This window comes from Arthrobacter sp. MDT2-3, from assembly GCF_059090465.1.
Genome location: NZ_JBNHFS010000002.1, coordinates 792,567 through 816,631 on the forward strand (window position 1 = coordinate 792,567; position 24,065 = coordinate 816,631).

The 24,065-nt window shown below is 65.5% G+C and carries 24 protein-coding genes and 1 pseudogene; 14 read left to right on the top strand and 11 right to left on the bottom strand.

The window, feature by feature from the left end; genetic code table 11:
* Positions 1-30 precede the first annotated feature (30 nt).
* The 8 genes from AC5RUQ_RS09320 (at position 31) to AC5RUQ_RS09355 (ending at position 9,933) form a co-directional block, all read left to right on the top strand.
* A complete protein-coding gene (locus AC5RUQ_RS09320) occupies positions 31-183 on the top strand; it encodes an LPXTG cell wall anchor domain-containing protein (RefSeq protein WP_493947016.1) in 153 nt (50 codons plus the stop codon).
* Positions 180-1,496 (top strand): serine/threonine-protein kinase, encoded by a 1,317-nt coding sequence (locus tag AC5RUQ_RS09325; RefSeq protein ID WP_493947017.1) that lies wholly within the window; start codon positions 180-182, stop codon positions 1,494-1,496. The genes AC5RUQ_RS09320 and AC5RUQ_RS09325 overlap by 4 nt, the downstream gene beginning before the upstream one ends.
* Positions 1,493-1,972: a phage regulatory CII family protein gene (locus AC5RUQ_RS09330; protein WP_493947018.1), complete on the top strand. Its 480-nt coding sequence runs from the start codon at positions 1,493-1,495 to the stop codon at positions 1,970-1,972. The genes AC5RUQ_RS09325 and AC5RUQ_RS09330 overlap by 4 nt, the downstream gene beginning before the upstream one ends.
* Positions 1,973-2,266: 294 nt before the next feature.
* Positions 2,267-3,001, top strand: a complete 735-nt coding sequence (locus tag AC5RUQ_RS09335; RefSeq protein WP_493947019.1) for a hypothetical protein — start codon at positions 2,267-2,269, stop codon at positions 2,999-3,001.
* A 76-nt stretch (positions 3,002-3,077) separates the two neighbouring features.
* Positions 3,078-5,630, top strand: coding sequence for a DUF4118 domain-containing protein (locus AC5RUQ_RS09340; protein WP_493947020.1), 2,553 nt, complete (start codon positions 3,078-3,080; stop codon positions 5,628-5,630).
* Positions 5,608-6,279: a response regulator gene (locus tag AC5RUQ_RS09345; RefSeq protein WP_461187602.1), complete on the top strand. Its 672-nt coding sequence runs from the start codon at positions 5,608-5,610 to the stop codon at positions 6,277-6,279. Before AC5RUQ_RS09340 ends, AC5RUQ_RS09345 begins: the two co-directional genes overlap by 23 nt.
* A 196-nt stretch (positions 6,280-6,475) precedes the next feature.
* Positions 6,476-8,458 carry an APC family permease gene (locus AC5RUQ_RS09350; RefSeq protein ID WP_493947021.1) on the top strand — a complete coding sequence of 661 codons (1,983 nt, stop codon included), beginning with the start codon at positions 6,476-6,478 and terminating at the stop codon, positions 8,456-8,458.
* Positions 8,459-8,613: 155 nt separating this feature from the next.
* The gene (locus tag AC5RUQ_RS09355; protein ID WP_493947197.1) at positions 8,614-9,933 is read left to right on the top strand and encodes a TrkH family potassium uptake protein; all 1,320 of its coding nucleotides are present in this window, start codon (positions 8,614-8,616) and stop codon (positions 9,931-9,933) included.
* A 133-nt stretch (positions 9,934-10,066) separates the two neighbouring features.
* Here the strand turns inward: AC5RUQ_RS09355 and AC5RUQ_RS09360 are convergent, their stop codons facing one another.
* Entirely contained in the window at positions 10,067-10,864 is a 798-nt protein-coding gene (locus tag AC5RUQ_RS09360) for a DUF2382 domain-containing protein (RefSeq protein ID WP_493947022.1), read from the bottom strand.
* 213 nt (positions 10,865-11,077) lie between these two features.
* Positions 11,078-11,890 carry a hypothetical protein gene (locus AC5RUQ_RS09365; protein ID WP_493947023.1) on the bottom strand — a complete coding sequence of 271 codons (813 nt, stop codon included), beginning with the start codon at positions 11,888-11,890 and terminating at the stop codon, positions 11,078-11,080.
* A 257-nt stretch (positions 11,891-12,147) separates the two neighbouring features.
* Between AC5RUQ_RS09365 and AC5RUQ_RS09370 the strand changes: the two genes are divergently transcribed.
* The 5 genes and pseudogenes from AC5RUQ_RS09370 to AC5RUQ_RS09390 all read left to right on the top strand — a co-directional run bounded on the left by AC5RUQ_RS09370 (position 12,148) and on the right by AC5RUQ_RS09390 (position 15,474).
* A complete protein-coding gene (locus tag AC5RUQ_RS09370) occupies positions 12,148-12,756 on the top strand; it encodes a flavodoxin family protein (RefSeq protein WP_493947024.1) in 609 nt (202 codons plus the stop codon).
* Positions 12,757-12,789: 33 nt separating this feature from the next.
* Entirely contained in the window at positions 12,790-13,155 is a 366-nt protein-coding gene (locus AC5RUQ_RS09375; protein ID WP_493947025.1) for an ArsR/SmtB family transcription factor, read from the top strand.
* Positions 13,152-14,231 (top strand): cation diffusion facilitator family transporter, encoded by a 1,080-nt coding sequence (locus tag AC5RUQ_RS09380; protein ID WP_493947026.1) that lies wholly within the window; start codon positions 13,152-13,154, stop codon positions 14,229-14,231. The genes AC5RUQ_RS09375 and AC5RUQ_RS09380 overlap by 4 nt, the downstream gene beginning before the upstream one ends.
* Before the next feature lie 134 nt (positions 14,232-14,365).
* Positions 14,366-14,647, top strand: coding sequence for a hypothetical protein (locus tag AC5RUQ_RS09385; protein WP_493947027.1), 282 nt, complete (start codon positions 14,366-14,368; stop codon positions 14,645-14,647).
* An 81-nt stretch (positions 14,648-14,728) separates the two neighbouring features.
* Positions 14,729-15,474 (top strand): annotated as a pseudogene (locus AC5RUQ_RS09390) (ABC transporter permease).
* 15 nt (positions 15,475-15,489) lie between these two features.
* Here the strand turns inward: AC5RUQ_RS09390 and AC5RUQ_RS09395 are convergent.
* The 5 genes from AC5RUQ_RS09395 to AC5RUQ_RS09415 all read right to left on the bottom strand — a co-directional run bounded on the left by AC5RUQ_RS09395 (position 15,490) and on the right by AC5RUQ_RS09415 (position 19,680).
* A complete protein-coding gene (locus AC5RUQ_RS09395; protein WP_493947028.1) occupies positions 15,490-16,503 on the bottom strand; it encodes an alpha/beta fold hydrolase in 1,014 nt (337 codons plus the stop codon).
* 12 nt (positions 16,504-16,515) lie between these two features.
* Positions 16,516-16,890, bottom strand: coding sequence for a cupin domain-containing protein (locus tag AC5RUQ_RS09400; RefSeq protein ID WP_493947029.1), 375 nt, complete (start codon positions 16,888-16,890; stop codon positions 16,516-16,518).
* A gap of 169 nt (positions 16,891-17,059) precedes the next feature.
* On the bottom strand, positions 17,060-18,286 hold the full coding sequence (locus AC5RUQ_RS09405) for a CBM96 family carbohydrate-binding protein (protein ID WP_493947030.1): 1,227 nt from the start codon (positions 18,284-18,286) through the stop codon (positions 17,060-17,062).
* Positions 18,287-18,539: 253 nt separating this feature from the next.
* A complete protein-coding gene (locus AC5RUQ_RS09410; protein ID WP_493947031.1) occupies positions 18,540-18,962 on the bottom strand; it encodes an arsenate reductase ArsC in 423 nt (140 codons plus the stop codon).
* 46 nt (positions 18,963-19,008) lie between these two features.
* On the bottom strand, positions 19,009-19,680 hold the full coding sequence (locus tag AC5RUQ_RS09415) for an arsenate reductase/protein-tyrosine-phosphatase family protein (RefSeq protein ID WP_493947033.1): 672 nt from the start codon (positions 19,678-19,680) through the stop codon (positions 19,009-19,011).
* A 46-nt stretch (positions 19,681-19,726) separates the two neighbouring features.
* Between AC5RUQ_RS09415 and AC5RUQ_RS09420 the strand changes: the two genes are divergently transcribed.
* Positions 19,727-20,467, top strand: a complete 741-nt coding sequence (locus AC5RUQ_RS09420; protein ID WP_493947035.1) for an aquaporin — start codon at positions 19,727-19,729, stop codon at positions 20,465-20,467.
* A 16-nt stretch (positions 20,468-20,483) separates the two neighbouring features.
* On the opposite strand, the gene AC5RUQ_RS09425 is transcribed toward AC5RUQ_RS09420, so the two are convergent.
* The 4 genes from AC5RUQ_RS09425 to AC5RUQ_RS09440 are packed head-to-tail and all read right to left on the bottom strand — an operon-like array spanning position 20,484 to position 24,019.
* Positions 20,484-21,650 carry a carboxylate-amine ligase gene (locus tag AC5RUQ_RS09425; protein WP_493947036.1) on the bottom strand — a complete coding sequence of 389 codons (1,167 nt, stop codon included), beginning with the start codon at positions 21,648-21,650 and terminating at the stop codon, positions 20,484-20,486.
* 15 nt (positions 21,651-21,665) lie between these two features.
* Positions 21,666-23,255 (bottom strand): M20/M25/M40 family metallo-hydrolase, encoded by a 1,590-nt coding sequence (locus AC5RUQ_RS09430; RefSeq protein WP_493947037.1) that lies wholly within the window; start codon positions 23,253-23,255, stop codon positions 21,666-21,668.
* Between the two features lie 3 nt (positions 23,256-23,258).
* Positions 23,259-23,597, bottom strand: coding sequence for a DUF8129 domain-containing protein (locus tag AC5RUQ_RS09435; protein WP_493947038.1), 339 nt, complete (start codon positions 23,595-23,597; stop codon positions 23,259-23,261).
* Positions 23,594-24,019: a four-helix bundle copper-binding protein gene (locus AC5RUQ_RS09440; RefSeq protein ID WP_493947039.1), complete on the bottom strand. Its 426-nt coding sequence runs from the start codon at positions 24,017-24,019 to the stop codon at positions 23,594-23,596. The genes AC5RUQ_RS09435 and AC5RUQ_RS09440 overlap by 4 nt, the downstream gene beginning before the upstream one ends.
* Between the last annotated feature and the right edge of the window lie 46 nt (positions 24,020-24,065).

Here is a 24,065-nt window from a genome sequence, read left to right on the forward strand (position 1 = left end):
GGCTCGTTCCTTTCCGGCTAGTATTCGGGAATGGGACTAATAATCACACTGCTTGTCATTTGGCTTGTTCTGTCGATCCTGGGCTTCATCATCGAAGGCCTGCTGTGGCTTGCGCTTATCGGCCTGGTGCTGTTCGTTGCCACGGCGGCGTGGGGCTGGGTGAAACGAAAAGCCCGGACATGACCGAAGAGACGGACACCGGTTTGGCCGGAACCATCCTGCGCGAGCGCTACAGGGTGGGCGAAGTGCTGGGCCACGGCGGCATGGGAAGCGTCTACCGGGGAACAGACTTGGTCCTGGACCGGGACGTGGCGCTGAAAATCTTCCGCGATGACGTCAGCGGCGCAGACGAACTGGCCAGGCAGCAATCAGAGGCACGGATGCTGGCGCAACTGAACCACCACGGCCTGGTGACGCTGTTCGACACGGGGACGTTGCTGCGCGGCCGGCGGGAGGTGCCTTTCCTGGTGATGGAGCTTGTTTCCGGAACCGATCTACGCCGGCTTCTTGAAAGCGGACCGCTGGAAGGTGCCGAAGCGGCGCGGCTGGGAGCTGAACTGGCTGAGGCCCTGCAGTACATCCACCACCGCGGCGTGGTGCACCGCGATGTGAAGCCGGCCAACATCCTCCTCACCCGCTACGCGGCAGGAGCACCGCTGCGGCCCAAGCTCGCTGATTTCGGCATCGCGCGAATGCTTGACGGCGCCCGGGTCACCGCAACCAATATGGTTCCGGGCACAGCGGCCTACTTGAGTCCGGAACAGGCCAGCGGCGACACGGTGGGACCCGCGGCGGACATCTACTCCCTGGGCCTGGTGCTGCTGGAGGCCCTCACCGGGACGGTGGCCTTTCCCGGACCGCCGCTGGAAGCGGCGGTGGCCCGGCTCTCCCGCGGCCCGCACCTTCCTGCGTCGCTGGGCCCACAGTGGTTATCGGTGCTTGCCGGCATGACAGCCCGGAACCCGCAGGACCGGCCCGACGCGGCGAGTGTTGCAGCCACGCTGGGCACCGCCGTCGGGTGGTCCCTGCCGGCCGGCGAAGCGCATGAGGTGGAAACCGCCCTGGCAGCACCCCACCCGCCCACCAAAGTCCTGGCTGCGGGAGCTGCCGGGAGGCCCCGGTCCAGCAGCCCGGCCGCCAGGCAGGGCGCCCGGCTCCCGGCCCTGTCCGAGAACCAGGCAACCAACGTCACGTCATGGCAGCCGGCCCCGCACATGCCATCGCGCTCACCGGCTTCCGTCCAGGCGGCGCCCGCGCCGCCGTCTTCCGCCCAGCCGGCGCCGGCACGGCAGCGCCCCTGGGAAAAACCGGGACGCCTGGGAAACCGCCGGCTGTGGGTCCTGGCTGCGGTGGCCGCCGTCGTCGTGATCCTCCTGGCCGTGCTGCTGACGACGGTCCAGCAGCCGGCGCCCACGCCGGTGGAAACACCCGGCCCGGCCATCCCCGGGCAGCTGGGCGAGCACTTCAAGGAACTGGAAGAAAGCGTCACGCCATGAACCGCACTCCCCTGCGACAACTGCTGACCGGTGTTGCGGCCGCCGCCCTGGGCATGTCGCTCCTGACGTCCTGCTCCGGTCAACCCGATCTCGACGACGCCGTGGCGGCGCAACTGCAAACGCGGGTGGCCGCGGCGAAAGAACGGGCCGCGCAGCAGGACTTTCCCGCAGCGATGGCCGAGCTTGGGAAACTGAGCCAGGAGGTGGCAACAGCTGCCGGGCAGGGCCGGATGACCCAGCAGCGCAGAAGCAGGATCGAGGCTGCCATCGGCACTATCAGGAGCGATTTGGAAGCAACCCTGGCAAAGCCGCCCACAACCCCTGCGACTGCCCCACAGCTGACCGAGGACCAGCAGGAGCAGGCGGAAGAGGCACAAAAGGAAGCCGAGGAACAACGCGAAGAGGCACAAAAGGAAGCCGAAAAACAGCGGGAAGAGGCACAGAAAGAGGCCGAAAAGCAGCGGGACAACCGCTGACTGGACTGGCTCCTCCACAGTTCCCGTCCCAGCCCTGGCCCCGGTCAGCAGCTTGGGATTTCCTTGGGGGCCTCCCGCCCGCAGCGTCCTAGGTTTTCCGCAAGGCGGCGGCTTCAAGCTGTGGTTATCTGGCCGGGGAGTTGGCCCCCATAACTCATTCCGGTCAGTGCGCCGGGCCAGGCATCCTAGCCCCCATGTGATGCCCAGCCCGGCGGCAGGTCTCCCGCTCCACGACGTGAACAGCCCATTCGTGCCGTCCGTCGCTGGAGCGCGTCACGGATTGGACTGCGGAACGTGCCCATCATCAGCAATGTCGCCTGGGACGGACGGCTCAAGGCTTTCAAGGGCACGGACACTGCCCACTACATCGAGACGGTCAAGGCTGCGGCCAGCCGCTGCGGGGCGTGCCTGCTGCCTCTTGGCCCCGGCGCTGTCCTGTCCCTGTCGGTGATCATCACGGAAGGCCGCAGCCTGGCCGGTGCACCGTCCCTCACCTTCGATCCTGTTATCTGCCATCTGCAGTGCCAGGAACCCGGGCTGACTGTGCGTGAAGAGTTTGGTGTGGTGGAAAAGGTGACCTCCATTGGTGCACGGCTGGTCCTGAGTGGGGCCGGGCCCGGAGCAGACATTCCCGTGCTGGCCTACACTCTGGTTCCGAATGTTGTTATCGGCCAACCGGGCGGGGAGAAGACGTCGGCGCTGGTCTCGGTCCTGCTCAACCACGGATTCCAGATGTCTTTCAGCGCCAGCTACACCGACATCCTTCAGCGGGCTGCCCCTGCCGGGAACACCTGCACCTGCACCGTGGCCGATGGTGGAACAGTCCAACTGCATGTTGACGGACTCCTGATGTGTTCCCAGCAACTGGACAGCAGGAACCCCCTTGACGCCGTATGGCTGCAGGCAGCCGGCGCAGGGCGGGTCCTGGTCATCAGCGGCGACAACTTGAGATTCACGGAGACTGACCTTGAGCTGACAGCAGCTGCCCGCCTCGGCACACTCGTCACCGGAATTGTCCCGGCGTCCTGAGCCAGTTATGGGCCCTGCCGGCCGATGAACTCCGGGCCTGGAGCCGGGGTGGCCTGGCGGAGGGAACAATGGAGCCATGGCACGAGGTAATCTGCGCATCCTTCTGGGGGCTGCGCCCGGGGCGGGCAAGACGTTTGCGATGCTGGAAGAAGGCAGGCGCTTGGCCGGCGAGGGCTTTGATGTGGTTGTTGGTGCCGTCTCCCCGCGAGGACGTGCCGATACTGCCGGGCTGCTGAAGGGCCTTGAACTGTGTCCGCAGCGTCCGGACAGTGCGCTGGCCGATGTGGATAACCAGGCGCTGATTGCCCGCCGGCCCGACGTCGTGCTGGTTGACGACTACGCTGCAATGGCCGACGGCGTAAGCCGCTGGGAGCAGATCGATCACCTGCTCGAAGCAGGGATTGATGTCATTTCCACACTCGACATCCGGAACCTGCAGTCCTTGTCCGATGCCGTCCGGGAGATCACGGGCGTCCAGGAGTCGACTACTGTCCCCGACGCCGTGGTGCGGCTCGCCAACCAGGTCGAGCTGGTGGATGCCGCACCTGAGCTGCTGCGCCAGCGGCTGGCGGACGGAAAGATCTACAGCACCCGGGAGGAGGCCGATGCCGCCCTGGCCGGGATCTTCCGGGTTGGCACGCTTGCCGCCCTGCGCGAGCTTGCGTTGTTGTGGCTGGCTGAACGGGTCGACGCCGGGCTGGCGGACTACCGTGACCCGGCGCGCGTGAGGGAGGGCTGGCCCGCCCGGGAGAAAATTGTCGTGGGGGTGGGCGGCAGGGCGCAGGACCAGGTACTGGTCCGCCGTGCTGCGAGGATGCTCGCTGCCGCCGCGGGCGGAGAACTGCATGTGGTCCATGTCCGCACCAGCAAGGATGGCCGCGGCCCGGAATCCGGCAAGGACCTGGAACAGCTGCGCAAGCTGACGGCTGAGCTGGGAGGATTTTTCCATTCCGTCGGCGGGCAGGACGCGGGTGTGGCGCTGGTAAATTTCGCGAGGAGCATCAACGCCTCCCAGGTTGTCATCGGCTCATCACGCCGGCCGCTTCTCGGCACCCGCCGCGGGGTGGCAGCCGCCGTCATGCAGGACGCAGGGAATATCGATGTCCACCTCATCAACCACCTCCCCAACTCCGCTGACCGACAGCGACGGAGGCCTCCCCGGCTGGGGCGGCGCCGGGAGATACCGGCGTTCGCGCTCGCGGTGGGGCTTCCCCCGCTCCTGCAGTTTGGCCTGGACTTGCTCCCCCACAACCAGCTGTCCACCGACATGCTGGTCCACCTGACCGGGATCGTTGGTGTGGCGCTGCTCGGGGGGCTGTGGCCCGCAGTGGCAGCCGCCGTCGTCGCGGGTCTTATCGTGAACTACTACAGCGTCCGGCCGGTGGGTTCGCTGACCGTGATCGATCCGGAAAACGTCCTGGCGCTGCTGATCTTCGTCCTGGTGGCAGTGGCTGTGTCGCTGGTGGTGGACCGGTCCGCCAAGCTCAGCAAGGAGGCGCACATCGCCGGCGCGGAAGCGGCTGTCCTCGGGGAATTGAGCCGCCGGGCCGTGGCGGAAGGGAACAGCATCCCTGCGTTCCTGGACCAGGTGCGGGAGCATTTCCAGGCGGCGGGGGCAGGACTGTGGACCAGGCAGGAGTCCGGGCCCGGCAGGACAGTCGGCTGGGAGCTGCAGGAGTTCTCCGGCGAAACCCGCCCGGCGGACGTGGCCGGGGCAGACACGGTGGAGCAGTTGGACGGGGACCGGATGCTCACGCTGAACGGAAAGGAACTCTCCCAAGACGAACGGCGGTTGCTGGCCGCCTTCGGGGCGCACCTGCTGGCCATGGTCCAGCGCGAGGAGCTCTCCGCGAGCCAGCGTGAAAACCTGCGCCTGGCTGAAGGCAACACCATGCGGACCTCCATCCTGCGGGCCGTGTCCCATGACCTGCGCACGCCCCTGGCCGGGATCAAACTGGCTTCCAGCAGCCTGCGGGACAGGTCCATCACCTTCGGGCCGGAGGAGCAGGAAGAACTGCTGGCCACCATAGAGCATGGCGCCGACAGGTTGGACCGCCTGGTCAGCAACCTCCTGGACATGTCCCGAATCACGGCGGACTCGGTGGCGCCCCTGATCCGCCCCGTCTACTGGGCCGACGTGGTGGGTGAGGCCCTGCGGGGAACGGACTCGGAGCGGCTCCGCGTGCTGCTGCCGGACAACATGCCTCCGGTGGACGGCGATCCGGGGATGCTGGAACGGGTCATCGCGAACCTCGTGGAGAACGCGCTGAAGTACGCCCCCGAGTCCGACGTCGTGATTGCCGGCGCGGTGGGCGGCGCGGGCAGTGCAAGAATTGGGGATGTTCCTGCCAGTGAGCTCAGCATCGTGGATCACGGCTCGGGCATCGCTCCGGACAAGGTCCTGGCCATGTTCCGGCCTTTCCAGCGTGCCGATGACACCACGCCCGGGACGGGGATCGGCCTGGGCCTGGCCGTGGCGAAAGGGTTTACCGAAGCCATGGGCGGGGTGCTCCTGGCTGAACCCACTCCCGGCGGGGGCCTGACCATGGTGGTCCGGCTTCCGCTCTCTACGGGCGTAGCACCCGAACTCGGGATGAGAGGACTTCATGGCAGCAGTGCTGATCGTTGACGACGAGGTCCAGATCCTCCGCGCCCTGCAGATCAACCTGAACGCCAGGGGTTACTCCACAGTCACCGCATTCACCGGACAGAACGCGTTGGAGCAGGCGGCGCAGCATCCCGTGGACGTCATCATCCTGGACCTGGGCCTTCCGGACCTGGACGGCGTCGAAGTGATCCGGCGGCTTCGGCGCTGGAACAAAGTCCCCATCGTGGTCCTGTCCGCACGGCACGGCTCCGATGACAAGATCCAGGCCCTCGACGCGGGCGCCGACGATTACGTGACCAAGCCCTTCGGGATGGACGAACTGATGGCCCGGCTCCGCGCAGCCCTGCGCCGCGGATCCACCGGGGACGTTCCCGTCATCGAGACCGCCGGCTTCACCGTCAACCTGGCCACAAAGCAGGTGACCCGCCGGGGCGTGGCAGTCCGGCTTACCCCCACGGAATGGAACATCCTGGAACTGCTGGCCAGGAACACCGGCGCCCTGGTCACCCACGAAGAAATCCTCACCCAGGTGTGGGGACCCGCCTACGCCCACGAGACCGCCTACCTGCGGGTGTACCTCGCGCAGCTGCGGCGGAAGCTCGAAACCGACCCGGCGAATCCACGGCATCTGCTGACCGAGACCGGCCTGGGTTACCGCTTCCAGGAGTAGCCCGCCAGGCCTGTTGCAGTGGCACGGGTGCCCCCTGCAGGAGGGCCCCAGGGCGGCGTTAAGAAAGCATTAAGATCCGCGGAAACGCTACGTTGACGGGCTTTCCCCGGTGCTACGCTCCGGTGGTTATCAGCACAGCGTCGCGCCTGAAAACGGGACGTTGTACCCGTGTCAGGCAGTACAGAAAGACACGACCTTGACGGCTTCCGCCCACTTCACCATCCCCGCCACCGTTCCCAATCCTGAACGGGAGGCCGTATCCGGCAGCCCTCTGGTCAGGTGGCTGCTGGAGCACCGGGTGAACCAGCCCGTGGGCCCGGAGACCTCCGACGCGCACGCCACGCAGCAGAGCTGGTGGAAGGTCATGTGCCTGACCGGCGTGGACTACTTCTCCACACTGTCCTACCTGCCCGGCATCGCTGCCCTCGCCGCCGGCGCACTCTCACCGCTTGCGACGCTGCTCATCGTGGCCCTGACACTGCTCGGGATGCTGCCCATGTACCGGCGGGTTGCAAAGGAAAGTCCCCACGGCCAGGGGTCCGTGGCGATGCTCGAGCGGCTCCTGCCGTTCTGGCGGGGAAAAATCTTCGTGCTGATCCTGCTGGGCTTCGTTGCCACCTCCTGGATCATCACCATCACCCTTTCGGCGGCAGACGCCACGGTGCACCTGCTCGAAAACCCCTACCTGCCGCCCTTCCTGGAAGGGCAGGCCGTTGCCATCACCGTGGTGCTGCTCCTGATCCTGGGCGGGGTGTTCCTGCTGGGCTTCTCGGAGGCCGTCGCCGTCGCCATCCCGCTCGTGGCGGTCTTCCTGCTGATGAACGCCATCATCATCGGGGAAGGAATCATCCACGTCTTTGCCACCCCCGGCGCACTCGCCTCCTGGACAGACGCCCTCCTCTCCTCCGGCGGCGGCTTCAGCGGCGTCATCGGGCCTGCCCTGGTTGCCTTCCCCCTGCTGGTCCTGGGCCTGTCCGGCTTCGAAACCGGCGTCAGCATGATGCCCCTGGTCGCAGCCAAGGGCACCACGCCTGAGGAAAAACTGGCCAGCCGGATCAAAAACACGCGGAAGCTTCTGACGACGGCGGCGCTCATCATGAGCGTCTACCTGCTGGGCAGCAGCTTCGTCACCACCGTCCTGATCCCCGCCGAGGAATTTGCGGCCGGCGGCGAAGCCAGCGGCCGCGCACTGGCATACCTGGCCCACGAACGCCTCGGCAACGGCTTCGGCTCCGTCTACGACGTCAGCAGCATCCTGATCCTGTGGTTCGCCGGCGCCTCCGCCATGGCCGGCCTGATCAACATCGTCCCCCGGTACCTGCCCTCCTACGGCATGGCGCCGGACTGGTCCCGCGCCGTCCGCCCGGTGGTGCTGGTCTACACCGCCATCAGCATCCTGATCACCATCGGCTTCAACGCGGACGTCAACGCCCAGGCCGGCGCCTACGCCACCGGTATCCTGGCGATGATGGTGTCCGGGGCCATCGCCGTCACTATCTCCGCCATCCGCAAAAAGCAGCGCCGCGCGTCCATCGGCTTCACGGCCCTGACCGTGGTGATGCTCTACGCCCTGGCGGCGAACGTGATCGAGAAGCCGGACGGCATCACCATTTCCGGGTTCTTCATCCTGGGCATCGTGGCCGTTTCCCTCGTCTCCCGCATCAGCCGCACCACCGAGCTCCGCGTGGACAGGATTGAGTTCGACGACGACGCGCGCCGCTTCATCAGCGACACCCTGGAGTACGACGGCCGGATCAACCTCATCGCCAACCGGCCCCAGGCGTGCGACGGCGCCGAATACGCGGACAAGGAAGCCGTGCAGCGGGAGAACAACCCCGTCCCCGGCACGGCCGACGTCATCTTCCTCGAAATCGGCATCACCGACCCCTCCGAGTTCAGCGACACCCTGGCAGTCCACGGCGTGGAAGTGGACGGCCACCGGGTCCTGCGCGCCCAGAGCCCGGCCGCGCCCAACGCCATCGCCGCAATCCTCCTGGCCCTGCGGGACGCCACCGGCGTCCGCCCGCACGCCTACTTCGAATGGTCCGAAGGCAACCCCCTGGCGCACCTGATGCGCTACCTGCTCCTGGGCCGCGGCGACACCGCCCCGGTGGTCCGGGAGATCATCCGCGAAAACGAGCCGGATCCGGACCGGCGCCCCGGCATCCACGTGGGATGAGCATCCATAAGGAGGTCCCGCCGTCGGAATCCCCCACGCGGGTGCCCGACGCGTCCAGCATCGCCGCTGTCCAGAAGATGTTTCGGGACGCCCGGGCGGAGGGACGCAAGAAGGGCGGCAAGGAAGGACGCAAGGAAAACATCATCCGCAGGGTGATGTCACACCCGGTCAGGGCAGTTCCCCTGGCCTTCCTGCTGGTCATTATCATCGGTGCCGCTTTGCTGATGCTTCCCGCTGCCCGGACCGACGGCGGGTCCGAGGGGTTCATGCCGGCGCTGTTCACATCAGTGTCAGCGGTCTGCGTCACAGGCCTCATTACCGTGGACACGGCAACGTTCTGGACCCCGCTGGGACAGGGCATCATCCTCGGGCTCATCCAGGTGGGCGGGTTTGGCATCATGACCCTGGCAACCCTGCTGGCGCTGCTGGTCCGCAAGAGCATCGGGCTGCGCGGCCAACTCGTGGCCCAGTCCGAAACCCACACCCTGAACCTCGGTGACGTCCGTGCTGTGCTGGTCCGGGTAGCCAGGATCATGCTTACGTTCGAAGCCTTAACAGCCCTGGCACTGACCGTCCGGTTCTGGATTGCCTACGACCAGAACTTGGCCACCGCCCTCTGGCACGGGATCTTCCACGCGATCTCCGCTTTCAATAACGCGGGCTTCTCCGTCTACAGCACCAACCTCATCGGTTTCGCTGAAGACCCCTGGATCATCGTGCCCATCTGCCTGGCCATCATCGCCGGCGGGCTGGGGTTCCCGGTGATCATCCAGCTCTCGCGCGGCGAGATCAAACCCAAAAACTGGACCATCCACCTGCGCCTGACCATCTACGGAACGGTTTTCCTCCTGGCCGCCGGTGTTGCGCTGTTCGCCGCATTCGAATGGAACAGGAACGAAACGCTCGGCCAGCTTTCCCTGACCGGCAAGATCCTGGGGTCCTTTGCCGGCGGTGTCTTCCCGCGCACGGCCGGGTTCAACAGCATCGACTATGGGGTTGCCGCGCCGGAAACACTTATGGTGACCAACATCCTGATGTTCATCGGCGGCGGCAGCGCCGGCACGGCCGGTGGCATCAAGATCACCACATTCCTGGTGCTGGGCTTCGCCATCTGGAACGAAGTCCGCGGCCGCGACCAGGTGACCATCGCGCACCGGTCCATTAGCTCCTCCTCCCAGCGCCAGGCCCTGTCCGTGGCCCTGCTGGGCATCGGCGCCGTGGTCACCGGCACCATGCTGCTGCTGATGTTCACCGACTACAGCCTGGAAAAGGTCCTCTTCGAATCCATCTCCGCCTTCGCCACGGTAGGCATGAGCACCGGCATCACGTACAACCTTCCGCCTGCTGCCGAGTGGGTCCTCATGGCACTCATGTTCACCGGACGCATCGGCACCGTGGCGGTCGCGTCCGCCCTGGCCCTCTCGGCCCGGCCGCGCCTGTACCGCCTGCCCGAGGAGCGGCCCATTATCGGCTGACCGTCCCCCGCCGGCGACGATCCGCGTCCCCGGGACTGTCCGGGCCTGCCCAGGGACGCAAACGCACGGCCCGCCCTCCGGAATGGAGGACGGGCCGTGCGCGGGGAATCGGTGAGGATTCCGGTGGTGAGCCTTAGCGGCGGGTGCGGCCGTCGTCGTCGAGCTCGATGTTTTCCTTGCGGACTTCCTCGGTGACGGTGTGCTCGCTGGTCACGGTCTCCTTGTCCAGGCGCACGCGCTCCACCGGGACGGTTTCCTTTTCGACGACGGGGCGCTCCTCGTGGAGGATGACCTCGTGCTCTTCCTCGCTGATCGCGGGGCCGTCCAGGGCGGCACCAATGTTGGCGTCCGTGATGGGTTCGCGCTCCAGGCGGACCTCTTCACGCTGCACCGGGACGGTGGTGGTGACGTTTTCGGTGACGACGTACTTGCGCAGGCGTGCCCGGCCGGCCTCTTCCTTGCGGGTGCCGACGTGCAGCTGCTCCTCGGAGCGGGTCATGGCGTCATCGGTGGTGGGACCGGAGGTGTCGTGGCCGACAGTTTCGCGGCCCACCGTGTCGTCTGCGGTGCCGGCAGCGTAGCCGTTGCCGCCCGTGAAGCCGTTGCCGGTGTGCCCGTTGAGGCCGTAGTAGGTGTAAAGGCGGTCTTCCTCTTCCGGCTCGAGGTGGCCGTCCGGGGCGACGCGGGGTGCGTCCTTGACCTTGTCCTTGGTGTGGGCCACGACGATGTCGTTACCGTCCTGCGAAGCGGCGTCCAGCGGGGCGAAGGATTCGTGGGATCCGAAGAGTCCGGTCTTCACCGTGACCCAGGTGGGCTCGGAGGTCTGGTCGTCAACGTAAATCTGCCCGATGGATCCGATCTTGCTTCCGTCGGAACCAACGACGTGTCCGCCGGCAGTGGTCAGTGCAGAAAGGTTCTCAGTGCTGATCATGTGTTTCTCCTTCTTGTTACTGGTTTTGTGCTGCTTGAGGACAAATTTAGAAGCGGTTCCGCGGCGGACGGGTCTGTCCGGCACGGAGTTGCTTGGCCTTCCGGGCCTTCAGTACCCGGCTGATGATGCCGGGGAGCAAAGCGAAGAGCAGTTTCTTCATGACACGGGTCCTTTGTTTGGTGGGGCTGGTGTCTGGCTGTCAGCTTTGGCTGCTTACGGCTGGCGTTCCGTGCCGCGGACCTCGCTGTACGGATCATCCAGGTCCCGCAGCGGGACTCCGCCTGCTTCCGTGCCCGAATAGGCCGGCCGGGCAGGTTCGCCGTAGATGGTTTCGCCGTAGGTTGCCGGCGCCGCCACCCGATCCTGGTAGACCGACTCCTCGCCCCAGGGCGGACCGGTTGGTGCGGCAGCAGTCGTTGCGGCAGCCGGCGCCTGCGCCGGCATCGGCGGGATTGCTGCTTGCGGGGCCGGGGCTGGCTGCAGGCCACGCGCGAGCCGGCCCACAAAAACGCCGGCGCCGGCAGCCAGGAGCAGGAACGTCCCCGGCTTGCGCCGGGCGAAGGACTGGACGTCGTCCAACAGCGCCCCGGGTTCCTTGCCTTCAACCCAGGAAGCAACCGAGGACGTGCGCTCTGCAGCCTGACGGATCAGGTCACTGGCAATACCCTTCTGCTCCGGGGCATCTGCCATGGTGTGCAACTGACTGGAGATGGTCCGAATGCCATCGGCGGCCTTCTGCTGCTGCGCGCCGGCCTGGCTGCCCAGTCCTGACTTCGCCTGGTGCAGGAGGTCCCTTGCGCTGGACTTGGCCTCGGATGCGACGTTCCCGACTTCGGATTTGGCAGTCTGCGCCACATTGTGGGCCGCACCGGCCGCCTGCCCGGCGATCTTGGACGTCTCTCCCTTGGCTGCGTCCTTCTTGGTGACGTGAGTTTCCGGCTCTGCGGAAGGATCCGTCGGTGCTGCGTTCCCGTACTGGTCGAGATGGCTTCGGGCAGAAGCCTCAGGCCACTGGTTCTCCGTCATCGTCACTCGCTTCCACTGGTTGGCAGCTGGACTTTCAAACCCAGCCTGATCAATTAGTAAGTAAGGTTACTAACTAGATACTAAGCACACTTGCTATCTATCGCGCAAGACGTGTTCGAGGGAAAACGGACGGAACTGGGGTTCGGACCGCCGTCGCACTTTCCTGTCCAGAAGGGGACGGTCCGCGGCAGTCCGCCGTGCCGTCGGCCCCGAACCACTGACCGGTACCAAGGAAAACTCAACGACAAGGATGAACGATGGCTGACCTCACCGCGCTTGCCCTTATTTGCTCCCTGACGCCTTCACCCGCGCCGTCCAGCAGCGAACTGATGGCCCACCACGTGCTAAAGGAACTTGCAGGGCACGGCGTGCGAGGTGCCACGCTGCGGGTGGTGGATCACAACGTGATGCCCGGCGTTCAGGTGGACATGGGCGACGGCGACGCGTGGCCTGGGATCCGCGAGAGAATCCTCGCTGCGGACATCCTGGTCCTCGCCACCCCGATCTGGATGGGGCACCCGAGCAGCATTACGCAACGCGTCATCGAACGCCTCGATGCCGACCTCGCCGAAACTGACGAGGCCGGGCGGCCCATCATGTACGGAAAAGTAGCGATTGTCGCAGTGGTGGGCAACGAAGACGGCGCCCACAAGACTGTGGCGGACACGCAGCAGGCGCTGAACGACGTCGGCTTCACCATCCCCGCCCAGGGGGCCACGTACTGGGTGGGCGAGGCCATGCAAACCGTGGACTACAAAGACCTGGACAGCGTCCCCGAAAAGGTGGCTTCGACCACCGCCGGAGCAGCACGCAACGCCGCCCACCTTGCCCGCTCCCTCAACCAGGTGCCTTACCCCGCGAGGTAAGGCACCTGCCGCCCACTATGGCAGAATGTGCGCATGAATGCAGATAACAGCATTTGTTCGCTGAGTGCCGACAGCCAGTACGTGGAGCTCGCCGTCGAGGTCTTCGCCATGCTTGCCGACGCCACCCGGGTGCGCATCATCCTGGCCCTGCGCGACGGCGAGATGGCCGTGGGTGCCTTGGCCGACGTCGTGGGAAAATCACCGGCGGCCGTCTCGCAGCACCTGGCCAAAATGCGTCTGGCCAGGATGGTTTCAACGCGGCAGGACGGCACCAGGGTTCTGTACCGCCTGGCAAACGAACATGCCCGGCAGTTGGTGGTGGACGCTGTTTTCCAGGCTGAGCACGCCCTTGGCGGAGAGCCTGCGCACCACCGCCGCGACCGGAAGGCGGCCTCATGAGCAACCCCGGGCACGCCCACCAGCACACGGACCATCACCATCATGACCACGGGCACAGTCATGACCATGAGCACGGCCACGGGCACGGGCACGGGCACGGGCACGGGCACGGCGGGTTCAAGGGCTGGTTGGTGGAACTGTTTGTTCCCCATACCCACGATGCCGCCGACTCCATCGACGACGCGATGGAAGCCAGCGTCGAAGGCGTGCGGGCCCTGAAGATCAGTCTGTTCATTCTCCTGGCGACCACCGTCCTGCAGTTCCTGGTGGTGCTGGTCAGTGGTTCCGTGGCGCTGCTGGCCGATACCATCCACAATTTTTCGGATGCCCTGACGGCGGTCCCGCTGTGGGTGGCGTTCATTCTGGGCCGCCGCGCGGCCACCCGCCGCTATACGTATGGCTTTGGCCGGGCAGAGGACCTTGCCGGGCTGTTCATCGTCGCCGTCGTTGCCCTGTCCGCCGTCGTGGCGGCATGGCAGTCCGTTGACCGGCTCCTGCACCCCCAACCGCTAAGCAATCTGTGGTGGGTTTTCGCCGCCGGCTTGATCGGTTTCGCAGGCAACGAGGTAGTGGCCATGTACCGCATCAGGGTGGGCCGCCGGATCGGCTCAGCCGCCCTGGTGGCCGACGGCGTGCACGCCCGCACGGACGGTTTCACGTCCCTGGCCGTAGTGCTCGGCGCAGTGGGCGTCATGCTGGGCTTTCCCCTTGCGGACCCCATCGTCGGCCTGTTGATTTCCGCGGCCATCCTGGTCCTCTTGTGGGGGACGGTGCGAAGCGTCGGGCGGCGGCTGATGGACGGGATCGAACCCGACCTTGTGGATACGGCGCAAAAGGCCCTCGAGGGCACGCCGGGCGTCCTGGCCGTGCCGCGCCTGCAGCTGCGGTGGTCAGGTCACCGCTTGCAGGGCGCAGCCACTTTGCTGGTGGACGACGGCGTCACCCTGGCTGCCGCTGAACAGGTCACCCATGAGGCCGGGCACCGCCTAAGGCATGCGGTGCCGAAGATCGACGACATGGTACTCACTCCCCTCAGCAACGCCACTGACAACCAGCTGCACGCCCGCTCGTCCTGAGCGAGGGGCCAGCTCGGGCGGTTAAAACATTAATCACCACTGACCCATCCTTCGCAGATATGGCTCCGAATCACTGCTGCGCGACCAGTGCCGCAAAGCATTCGTAGAGCTACAACGACCCGAAGGAGCCACTTATGAGTGTTCCGAACTACGCCCGCTTCCTCTCGGATTGCTTCCTTCAAGACCGCGAGAGGCAACCGTCTCTTCGCGAAGACGACATCTACGGGGTGTACGTCAGCTGGTGCTTGCTCAATGGCCAGCAGCCCGGCTCCGCAACGTCCTTGTGGGCAGCCATGGATCAACGGGGATACGTAAAGCAACAGCGCGGTACCGGCAAGCATGAATGGCCGGGATTGTCCTTGAAAGGCCCGGCAGCGGTGGACTACATCCTCTCGAGCCAGCCCAGCCTGCTCTGATTTCGTTACCAGGACCAGGCGCTGACCCAATCGCTGTGTCACGGCGCTAAGTGCGGGTCAGGCCGGCGCTAGGCTGAACTGATGGCCTTCCTCGACGCCTTGGCACCCACCTTCGCGGCCGTGGCCATCCTGATGTTGCTGACTGTCGCGGTGCTCCGGGGTTCGCACACGCCGTCGTACCTTGCACCGGCTCTGGCTATCCTCCGCGGCGCAGCCCAGCTGGCGCTCATCAGCCTGGTCCTCGGCGGCATCATCGCAGATGCACTGTGGGTGGCGGTGGCGCTGCTGGTGATGTTCACCGTAGCGGCGGTGACGGCAACGCGCCGGCTCACGTGGTCCTGGCTGCGCTTCGCAACGGTGTCAGCGACCATGGCCTTGGCATCGTGGTGACCCTCGCCGTCGTCTTCGGCACGGGAGCTGTGGCATTCGAGCCCCGCTACGTCCTGGCAGTGGGCGGGATAGTGATCGGCAACTGCATGACCATCGCGGTGCTTGCCGGGCGCCGGTTCCATGAGGCCGTCCGTGAGCAGTGGGACCAGGTGGAAGGCTGGCTGGCCCTCGGCGCCACGGCCCCGCAGGCCACCCTCACCCAGGCCCGCTACTCGGTGCACGCAGCCCTGATCCCCTCCACGGACCAGACCAAAACCACCGGCCTGGTCACCCTGCCGGGCGCCTTCGTGGGCGCAATCTTCGGCGGCGCCTCCCCGTTGGAAGCAGGGCGGTTCCAAGTGATTGTCCTGGCGTCCATCATGGCGGCGGGCGCCATCACCGCCGTCGCGCTTCTGCGTTCACTGGCGGCGGTGCGCGTGCGGCCCGAACCGCTCTAGGCTTCCACAGCCGGGCTATCCCGGGCCGGCGAGGAAGGTTTGGATTTCCTCTGCCATCCGCTTGGACTGGGTCCAGTGCAGGTAATGGTTGCCCTCCAGCGTGACCACCTCATGCCGCCGGACGTTCTTCAGCAGGTTCTGAGCAGCGGATGTTTTGGCGGCTGTCGAATCGGAATCCTCGCCGGCAATGAAGGCCAGCACGGGCAGGTCGTCGGGGTAGGTCACTCCCCTTAGGGCTGCTGCATTGTTCGCTATCCGGGCGGTTTCATCGGCTACTGCCTGATTGCCGTAGTTCCAGCTGGTCATGAGGCGCATCCGGTGCAGCTCGTCATCCGTGTACGCGTCGCTTGCCGGGTCCACGAAACCCGGCGCGACGGCGGCGACTGCGCGCACTATTCCGGTGACGGCCAGGGCCCGTTCCCAGTTGATGCCCGGCTCCGGGTCTGGAACCGCCTGATCCCCCGGTTTCGGGATGGACGCATCGATTCCGACGACGGCGGCCACTTCCGTTGGGTACCGGTTCGCGTAGTCGAGCATGTAGAAACCGGCGATGGAGTGCCCTGCCAGAACGTAGGGTTGTTTGACCTGCAGTTTGGCCAGGACCTCGTGAAGTTCGGTACTGATGTTCTCGTTGGTCCGCGGCGGGGCTTCCATGTCGCTGTAACCGTACCCAAACCCCTCAACGGCGATGACGTCGAAGCCGCTGAGTTCCCGGGCCAGAGGAGCGAAGTCGAGGCCGGGCGCCGGGGTTCCCAGGCCGCTGAGCAGGACAATCGGCTGGCCCTCTTCCTGCCCGTTCCGGTACACGTTCAGAGAACCGCTGCCTACGGCGATACGTTCACCGTAGGCAGCCATGCCCGATTTCTCCCTCGACTCCAGAACCAGGTTGACCACCGTGGAGACGAGGATCAGCCCCAGGATGATCAACGAGGCGATCCCGGCGCGGCGCCAACCGCGCCGGGGCTTCCTCCGGGCACCGGAATCCGGAGCTTCTGCTGACCCGGAAGCCGTCCGAGGAGATGGACGCATCACCCGCCCGATTCAGGCAGGCTTGGCAAAGGTGGCCGCGCTCATGATTTCGTAGCCCACGAATGTCTCGTCGCCTTCGACCCAGGCATCGTGGCCGGCGGGAATGGTGTAAGCGTTGCCGGGGCTGATTGTGGTCCGGGTGCCGTCCAGCATCTCCACCGTCAGCGTCCCCGCGGCGCAGATCCCCACGTGATTCACCTGGCAGCTGTCGGTGTGGACCACGGTCTTGACCGTCTCGGACCACTTCCAGCCCGGCTCGAAAGTAAACCTGCCCAGGGTGGTGTCTCCGATGTTGACAACATCCACCTGGGTTTTCGGCGGGCGGCGTTTTTCATCCGGTTCGTCGAACGACTTCGCTTCAAGGGCTCTGACTGAATTGCCAGCCATACTGTTCTCCTGACAGGGAGCGGGTGGAACTGTTTCATCCGGAGCGCCCAGACAACTCCGGGAGAGTTGGCCGGCCGGCTTGCGAAGCTGCAGAATGCCGGCCAACACGGGCAACTAGCGCTATCAGGGTGCGCTCAGGTGTGGGCCGTGTCAATATGGTGCGCCCTGACTAGAGCGTTCCGGCCGCCGCATACACACGGACCCAATCCACCCGCATCTCGCCGGCGCCGTTGGCAGTGCTGTCCGGGAACCAGTCCAGTTGCAGCGTCTGGTGCATCGGACCGGGAGGCTGGTGCGCGGGGTTGGTGGTCTCAAACCACTTCACACCGTCCACGTAACCAATGATGCCGCCGGAGTGCCAGTCAACCGCGTAGTTGTGGAACTGGGATACGTCCAATACCTTTTCCGCGGACACCTGGCGGTTCTCACAGGAGTAGTGATGGAAGAACTTGATGACGTTCCAGTCACCAGTCGTCTCTGCGTAGTCAACTTCACCATCACACGGCCAGTTCTCGCTGTCCGGCCACAGGATGGACACCAGGTGGTATTCATTGTCACCGGATCCGGCCGCACGGACTTCCCACCGCCCATACTTCTGGTTTGCAAACTTCGCGCTAATGCCCGCGGTGGTGCCCTCCGGAGTTCCAGTCATAACCATTTTGGAACCGTCCACGGTAACCTGCTGGGGACTCCGGATACCGTTGCCCGCGTGCCCGGGGCTGTTGTAGACAGTCCACTTCGTGGCGTCCGGCGCACCCGTGTAATTGAACTCATCGCCAGTAACAGGCGTGCCCCAACCACGAACCACCGCAGCCTCGGTTGAGGTTGCCGTGTCAGTCGCTGTGGTCACCACCAGCCGTGGGCGCAGGGCGGAATTGGAAGATTCCTTCGACTTAAACCCAATCCACTTTTGAGCGTTGCTTTCCAGCTTGAAATTCTGCTCGCCCCCTTTTGCGCCCACGCCCTTCGTAACATCCCATTCAACCCAAGAGCCGGCAGCAAATCCGCCGGCCTTACCCAGCCACGTCACCCGTGCTGGTGCGTTATTCCAGGTAACTCCACCCTCGGTCCAGCCGCCGGATGTAGTAAAAACATCCACAAATTCAGTGGAGTTTGTGGATGTCTCCGAATGAACCCGCAGTTTAGCCGACACAATATGCTCGCCGGCGGGAACCTGAACATTGAACCGCAGGAGCGAGTTCCGCCAGATTTTCGCACGGCCCTCTGTAGAAATACGAACGCTGGCGCCAAAGTTGGTAGTCGGCTTGTCCGCCTGGACGTAGGTGTCCATGGTGGGCAGGATCGTCGATACGGCGGCGTTTGCCGTTGTGGGAGTAATGATTGCGAACCCGAGCAGAAGGGATGATGCAATCGCTGCACACTTACGCCAGAACATCAGCCGGCCTCGCTATTTCTACTGGGGATTTAAATTATCCGGCTGGGTAAAGCAAGCGTTGACCCAGAAACAACGACGGCTATATGCCAGCTATGCCAAAGCGTAAACCAGAAGCGAAAGAACAAGCAATCGATCCCCTATACCCCATTTTCAAGGAATGTGCGGATTTCCTATACCTAACTGGTGAACTGAACATTAACCCCTATGTACCTAACTGCCCTGCGCCTTTGATGCCGCGTTCAAGGGGCTGGCGTTACGTGGCAGCCGGAATGAGGGACTCGATCAGGCCCTCGATGCGGGTCTTGATCTGGTCGCGGATGGGACGGACGGATTCGACGCCCTTGCCGGCCGGGTCTTCCAGGACCCAGTCCTCGTAACGCTTGCCGGGGAAGTAGGGGCATTCGTCGCCGCAGCCCATGGTGATGACGACGTCGGATTCCTTCACGGCCTCGGTGGTGAGGACCTTCGGAACTTCGGCGGACATGTCGATGCCCAGCTCTGCCATGGCCTCCACCGCGGCGGGGTTGATCTTGTCGGCAGGCTGGGACCCGGCGGAACGGACCTCGATCTCACCCTTGCCGAGCGTGGTGAGGAAGGCGGCGGCCATCTGGGAACGGCCGGCGTTGTGGACGCAGACGAACAGGACGGAAGGCTTCTTGGCGGTTTCGGGACTCATTGTTTTTCTCCTGAAAGTTGGATGAATGGTCTGGTTGAGGTTCGAGCTAGGCGGCGTGCATCCGGGGCGCGAGATCGTTGACCCGGTTGGAAATGTCAGTGAAGGCGATTTCGAAGGCTTCCTCGGTGTTGATCCGGAGGGGATCGGGCACGGACCAGTGGATGCCCCCGAGGCTGGTGACCTCCTCGTGGGCGTTGTCGCAGACGGTGACCACGAAGTCGCCGCTGGCCACCCTGCCAAGCTTCCGGGGCGGAACCTCCGGAAGGTCCACGCCATGGCGGCGGGCCACCTCAATGGCTCCCTGCGCGATGCGGTCACCGGGATGTGTTCCTGCCGAGGTTGAGGGGATTTCACTGGCCCCGCGCCAGAGGGCGGCAGCCAGCTGGGACCGGGCGCTGTTCCGCGTGCAGACAAACACAACGCGGCTGGCTGCATGTTCCACCCCGGGCGCAAGTCCTTCCAACGCCCCGGCAGCCAGCCTGATGTAGCTTCGGCGCTTGTCGGCCTCCGAGCGGTGGCGGGTTGCCAGCCCGGCTCCTTCCAAGGCACGCAGGTGGTGGGACAGCAGGTTCGACGGCATGTTCAGTTCAGCCTGAAGTTCCGTGGGTGAGAAGTCCCCGAGGGTCAGCAGGTCCACGATGCGCAGGCGTGCAGGATCTGCAAGGGCCGCGTGTTTTGCGACCCGCGCTTGGAACCCATCTTCTGGCTCAGTTTTCATTGACTCAATTTTGACTGAGTCACTTTCCTGCGTCAAGCTTGGTGCCATGACTACGAACCAGCCACCGCTGTGGCGCCGTGCCGTCGCAGAGCTTCTTGGCACCAGCCTCCTCGTGATGATCGTTGTGGGCTCGGGCATCGCGGCGCAGCAGCTCTCCCCCAACGACATCGGGCTCCAGCTGCTTCAGAACAGCACCGCCACCGTGCTGGGGTTGACCGTCCTCATCCTCGTGTTCGGTCCTGTCAGCGGCGCGCACTTCAACCCTGTGGTCTCGCTTGTGGACTGGATTCTGGGTCGGCGCAGCGGGACGGGACTGACCCTGCCCGAGCTCAGCACCTACGTCGTCGTACAGACGCTCGGCGCCATCAGCGGAAGCGTGGTGGCGAACGCGATGTACGACGTCGGCACCTCCATCTCCGGCAAGGACCGGGCAACCGGTGGGCACCTGCTCGGTGAAGTCATTGCCACCGCCGGGCTGATCCTGCTGATCTTTGCGCTCGCCGCCACCAAACGGGGCGTGCTTGCCGCGCCGGCGGTGGGCGCCTACATCGGCGCAGCGTACTGGTTCACATCCTCCACCTCGTTCGCGAATCCCGCGGTGACGGTCGGGCGGATCTTCAGCGACACGTTCGCCGGCATCGCACCGGGCTCCGTGCCGCCGTTCGTCATCGCGCAGTTCATCGGCGCGGCAGCGGGCCTGGGCCTCTTGCTCCTCCTGTTCCCCTCCGCGGCCCGCGCCGCCGACGACGTCGCACTCCCGCACCAGACGGACAAAGCCAACTCCTAGGCAGCGCCGACTGTTCCTAGTCCGCCTCCACCCACACCGTGCAGTTGGCGGCATCGGCCACCACGTCCTCCAAATCCCCGGTGCGGTGGATCACCTCCAACTGGCGGACGGCGCCCGTGCCGGCGTAGAGCAGATCGTCCATCAATTCCTCCACCCGGTCCAGGTCCCCGATGTCCTCCAGCGCCTCCCGGATATGGTTCAGCAGGGCATTGACGACGGCGAGCGCCGGCCCCGGGCGGTTGGTCACCGGGTCCAGCAGTTCCCCGCGCAGTCCCCACCGGCTGGCCTTCCACCCTGCCAGCCGAAGGAGCGACGCCGGCACGCCGACCGGGTCGATGCCCTTCCGCCACTCCCGGGCAGCGGTCTCTACTAATCCGCGGGCGATGCCGGCCAGCAGCACCGTGTTCTGCGGCCGCAGGCACACATCCGCGATCCGGATCTCCACCGTGGGATAGTGGCGGGAAAGCCGGGCATCGAAGTAGATCATCCCCTCGTCCAGTGCCACACCGGTGCTCACCATGTCGTACACCAGTTGATGGTAGGCATCCGGTGAACCCAGGATTTCCAGCGGCCCGGCCGTTGGCCACCGGCTCCACACTTGGGAGCGGTAGCTGGCGTAGCCGGTATCCTGCCCATGCCAAAACGGGGAGTTGGCGCTCAGGGCGATGAGTACCGGCAGCCAGATCCGCATCCGGTCCAGCACTGCTACGCCTTCCTCGTCCGACTCCACGAAGACGTGAATATGGCAACCACAGGTGAGCTGCTCCCTGGCCGTTAACCCATATTCCTCAGTCATGGCCACGAAACGGCGGAGCTGCACCGGATGGGGATCGGAGGGCAGCGGGGATGTTCCCAGCGCTGCAACCCGGACTCCCACGTCCCTCGCCGCCCTCTCAGCAATGGCCCGCCCCCGAATGATGTCCGCCTCCAGTGCAGCCATGGTGGAATGCGGGGGCGTGACAACCTCGATCATCTCCTGTTGGAACTCGGCGGTCAGGACGGGACCGGAAGCGGAGTCCATCGGACGAACGTACAGGTCCCAGAGTGCGCCGGCCATCGGCACGGCCTCCCCGGTACCCGGATCCACGAGGAGCAACTCCTCCTCGATACCGAAAGTCCGGACAGCTGGACTGCCGTTTGTGTCCCGTCCGGTGCCGCTGCCGTTATCGCCTGAGCCGTCCATCGTCGTCGTCCTTTGTCATTCCATCCGGGCCAGTTCGTCCCAGAAGCATGCAATCGTGACGGCGCCGTTGACAAGGACTTCGAGGTTGGCGCTTTCGTCACTGTCGTGCCAGTGGTCCTCCACCAGGCCCGTCCCGAAGAACAGGACCGGCGCGTCCAGCGACCGGCTGAGCAGCTCGGCAGGCCCTCCGCCGGCGTTGCCCATCCTGCCCACATCTGCTGAGCGGAAGCCCTTGGCCATGGCCCGTTCCAGGGCGGAAACAGCAGGGTGCTCCGGGGTCCAATACGGTTCCTGGGCCGTCTCGAGATCTACCCTGAGCGTGCGGCCGTAGTTCTCCCCCACCGTGTCCCGGACCCATTGCCGGAGCTGCCCGGCCACCTTTTCCACCCGCTGGCCGGCCACCGTCCGGAAGCTCAGGTCCACGGACGCCACCGACGGAACGGCGGCGCTGGAAAGTCCGGCAGGATCGCCGGCAACCAGCGCCGTGACCTCCACCGCCGGGCGGAGCCACAGCCGCTCCGGAACCGTGTACCCGGCTTCGCCCGTGATGCTTCCCGACTCCGAGCGCTCCACCCAGTCCTCTTCAGTGAAGGGCAGGCGTGCGAGCGCTTCCCGAAAGTCCTCCGGCACCGCGGCAACGTCGTCGTAGAATCCGGGGATGGCGATCCGGCCATCCCCGTCATGAAGACCGGCGAGCAACCTGCTCAGTTCAAAGGCCGGATTGGGGGCGGCACCGGACACGGCGCCGCTGTGAACGTCGACATCCGGCCCGGTGAGCTCCAGGTGTGCGCTGAGCATCCCGCGCAGACTCATGCACAGGGCCGGATGATCCTCGCGGAAGAGAAGGGTGTCCGAGAACAGCACCAGGTCCGCCTGCAGCCGGTCCGCCTGCTCCTCCAGCAGCTGGGCCAGATGCGGTGACCCGCCCTCTTCCTCCCCTTCGACGAGGTATTTCAGGTTGACCGCGGGTGCGGTGCGTGGGGGGCCCTGCGGTTCAGGGTGAGAGAGCGTTTGGGTTTTGGCGTCAAAAGGTGATGGAGCGTTGGGGTTTTGGGCCCCGGAAGTGAGAGAGCGTTTGGACTGTTGGGCGAGGTGTGCCCGGAGTGACCACAGGTGGGCCATCACCTGGCCCTTCGCATCCGAGCTGCCCCGCCCGAACAGCCGGCCGTCCCGCACCACCGGCTCGAAGGGCGCGGTCTGGTCCCACTGCCCGGGCTTGGCCACCCGTACATCGTGGTGGCTGTACACCAGGACGGTGGGGGCACCGGGCGCTTCGCACCATTCCGCGTACACGGCGTGCGACTCCCCGGTGGGCAGCACCTCCACCACCGGGAAGCCCACGTCCCTGAAGGCCGCCGCCAGCCAGTTCGTCGAGCGGAGCAGGTCCTTGGTGTGCTCCTGCGCCCCCAATACGCCGGGCACGCGCACCCACTCCGCCAGCTGGCCCTCAAGCTCTGCCCGGCGGGAGACGACGAAGGCGTGGAGGTCAGCGCCGTCGTCGTGGTCCCTGCCGGCGTCTTTCACGTCCTGGTTCTCCGGGGCGTGCAGGCTGGGGCCCTCGTGACCCGGGCCGTCATGGCCCTCGAACCCGTGATACTGCTCCACGGCTCACCGGGGCTGGGCAGGGTTGGTGGGATCGCCCTGCGACGGCGGGTTGATGGGCGGACCCGGCACGTTCGCGGTCTGCGGGGTGTCCGGCTGGCCGGTGTTCACTTCCGGCGTGCTGGGCGCCTGCGGGCCGCGGGGAACGGTGCCGCCCTGCAGGTCATGCAGCCTCTTTTCGAGGATCTGCATGATGGGCAGGCGGTTCCCGTGGGCCTCCTCGTACGTGATCAACTGCACCACTTGCGCCTCGTCCAGGCCTGAGATGCGTGACGGGAGGGTTCCCGCCGGCAGGTGGTCGTAGTCAGGCAGCGGCAGTTCCTTGTGCAGGGGTACTTCGTTCATTGTTGTTCGGCTCCTTCGTCCAGTGAGGTCAGGAGGTCGGCGCATGCCTGTTCGCAGCGCCGGCACGCCTCCGCGCAGACCTGGCAGTGGTCGTGCATGTCGGCGTGCTTATCGCACTCCTCCGCGCAGGCCCGGCAGGCAGCGCGGCAGGCTTCCAGCAGCGCCCGGGTGACGTTGCCGTTGTAAGCGGCGTGGCGGGACAGCACATTTCCCGTTGTTGCGCAGATGTCGGCGCAGTCCAGGTCCGTCCCGATGCAGGCGACCAGTTCCGCCACCATGTCCTCGCTGAGGCAGGCGTCGGCGCAGGCAGTGCAGGTCTGGGCGCATTCGAAGCAGGCACCGATGCATTCAGCCAGTTTGGCTTTGTTGAATTCATCCAGCCCTTTGGGGTGGGCGTCAATCATGGCCCGTATGTGCGTCATTCCACTTTCCTTCCGTAACTGGCAGATTTTTTGTCCAGATGTGCAG